The sequence below is a fragment of the Mycobacterium arosiense ATCC BAA-1401 = DSM 45069 genome (assembly GCF_002086125.1).
GTDB lineage: Bacteria > Actinomycetota > Actinomycetes > Mycobacteriales > Mycobacteriaceae > Mycobacterium > Mycobacterium arosiense.
The window spans coordinates 1-2500 of sequence record NZ_MVHG01000178.1 but is presented as its reverse complement, the minus strand read 5'-3'; the positions used below and the strand labels follow the sequence as shown (position 1 = coordinate 2500).

The window sequence follows — 2500 nt, the reverse complement described above, 5'->3', positions numbered from 1 at the left end:
ACACGATCGTGGCAGCATGCGGCGACGGCATCACCCATACTAACAAGAGCGGGCGAATTAACGACTCAGGACACTAGTTTCCTAGCGACCAGACGCAAAAGTTCCCGACACGCCGCGCGTGCCGGGGCTTTTGCGTCTGCTCGCGCGAGCTACTCCGAAACCACCTGCACCGGAACGTCGTCGGCCCACGGTTGGCGGACGACCATGTCGGCGACCCGCACGATCCCGCGCTCGAATTCACCCGTCGCCGCGTCGACCAACCGGTACGCCTGCGTCTGCTTGTGAATCGGTTGCGCGTCAAGCAGAACCACGCGGACCTCGCCGGGCTCGAAGTGGCAGCGCTCCTGCAGCGCGGCGATCAGTTGCTCGTTGTGCATGTGGCCGTCGCCGAAGTTCCAGCCGATCGCGGTGCTGCAGATACGCTCGCCGTCGGTGATGACGTAGTCGTCCTCGTTCTGGCCGGCCATGGCCCGGTGCGCCAGGGTGAACAGCGCCCGGCCGTGAGTGTTGAAGCCGCGGAACGCATATCCCATATAGATCGGGATCTGCGCCGCCTCGGGGCTGCCGTAGAACCGCTCCAGCTGTGCCTGCGGCATGCTGGCGATCGCCACGATGCCCCGGCTGATCTTGTCGCTGGCCGAGGGTTTGATGCACCACAGCGTGGTGTCCCAGTTGCCCGCGTAGTAACGCATCCCGGGCAAAAACGAGATTTTGCGCGGAAACATGTTGCCCAACAACACGATTCCGGCAATGACGACGAAGAGGACCGCGACCACCACCGGGTGCCGCAGCTCGCGCAGCCCGACGTGGGTGTGCGCGACGAACAACGACAATACGCCGAAGATCATGAAGACGTTCCACTCCAGCGGCACGCCCATCGGGATCGACACGAGAATCCCCAGGTGAAAACACACCATCAGGATCGCGGCGATCGTCAGCGGCCAGCCGCCGTGACAGAAGAAGAGCGGTAACGGCACCAGCATCTCGATGGCGGTGCTCAGGTGCGCGATCCAGCGTGACAGGCGGCCGGGCCGCAGGTCATCCGGGAAGTTCTCGAAGAAGCGCCGCTTCAGCCAGCGGGGCCGCACCAGCGGGTTGTTCGACATCATCGTGGAGATCACGAACGGAAAGTGTTTGTTGAGTTTGGATGTCGCGGCGCCCATCCAGATAACCAGGAAGACCACCTTGGAGCCGACGATCATGTCGGGCGCGCCGAAGAGAAACGTCACGGCCATCGTCGCGTAGACCTCGCCCCGCGCGGCCAGGAAGATCGCCTTGTCGCGCAGACCAACCACCGCCAGTAGCAACAGAATCAACACGATCTTCCAGCCGGGCAGCAGTCCGATCCTGGTGCCCAACTCGGGCATCGGCCCGGTGCCGTCGGCGAACAGCGCCGCGAGCGTGAACAACAGGAACAGCGCGTAGAGCGCGACGTCTACCGGCTTGCGCTTGGTGCCGCGGGTGAGCGGGACCCGATTCGGCCACGGTGGCAGCCGAATGGTGCCGAAGCGCATCCAATACAGTATCGAGCCCATCGGCGGGAAGAACCGGTTGTTCAACGGCCCGAAGCCGCATCCCAGCCCGATCACCTCGAACAGCATCGTGTAGAGCACGACCTTCTCGAACACGATCGGCTCCGACCACCACGACGCGACGTGTGTGAAGCCGCCGAGACCGTCGGTAGCCGATGCGAACAGCCACGCGCCGAGGATGTAGAGCAGGATTTTGACCACATAGAACAGGTGGAGCACCGCCGGCGTCCCGAAGCCCACCTCGGCCCAGTGCTTGGCCATCGGCCGAATCTTCTCGCTACGGGTGCCCTTGTTCCATTCGGCCATGTCGAGCTGCGGCAACTCGGGCTTCAGAAATCCCATGGTCCACAGACTAAAACGTGGGCTAGGCCTACGTGCTGCAAGCTTGAACCCGGGCCCCGCCGGGCGGCCGCCCGCGCGAACGCAACCGGAATTCTGTGTTAACCGGCCACCCCCGGTGCCCGGTCGGTGTAGTTTGCTGCTGGGGTGGACGAGGTTGAGGAGACAGCCGGGTCCGAGGTCGATTATTGCGCGGTCGGAGCGGGATTCGCGGGTCTGACCGCCGCTTTGCGGCTCATCCAGGCGGGGCATTCGGTGGCCTTGCTGGAGGCGCGTGACCGGGTCGGTGGTCGTACCTTCACCGAGACACGGGCCGACGGAACGTGGATCGATCGCGCGGCGCGTGGATCGGTCCTGGCCAGGACCGAATCTATGCGCTGATGAACGAGTTCGGCAGGCCGGCGTGCAAGCAGCACAACAACGGCGATGCTGGACATGGCCCTCGCCGGCCTGTACACGACGGGGCCGAGCGCAGGGCCCTGGTCATCGGCGAACTCGTCGACCGGATCGGTGACAAGGCCGAAGCGCCAGAGCAATTCCACTTGACCCGGTCGCCTGGCCAAATCACTTGTGCCACTTTTGTTTCAGTGGTTTCGATGGGGCGGTTTGTGTCGGAGGCCGGCGATAGC

The 2500-nt window shown here is 64.1% G+C and carries 1 protein-coding gene and 1 pseudogene; one reads left to right on the top strand and one right to left on the bottom strand.

Annotated features, from left to right (window positions below; all coding sequences use genetic code 11):
• Positions 1 to 149 precede the first annotated feature (149 nt).
• The gene (locus tag BST14_RS27880; protein ID WP_083067467.1) at positions 150 to 1874 is read right to left on the bottom strand and encodes a DUF3556 domain-containing protein; all 1725 of its coding nucleotides are present in this window, start codon (positions 1872 to 1874) and stop codon (positions 150 to 152) included.
• A 144-nt stretch (positions 1875 to 2018) separates the two neighbouring features.
• Here BST14_RS27880 and BST14_RS31500 point away from each other — a divergent pair.
• A pseudogene (locus BST14_RS31500) lies at positions 2019 to 2302 on the top strand (FAD-dependent oxidoreductase); the annotation flags it as partial.
• Positions 2303 to 2500 lie beyond the last annotated feature (198 nt).

Coding starts and splice junctions, on each gene's coding strand:
- BST14_RS27880 (WP_083067467.1), bottom strand. CDS start 1,874: ATGGGATTTCTGAAGCCCGAGTTGCCGCAGCTCGACATGGCCGAATGG.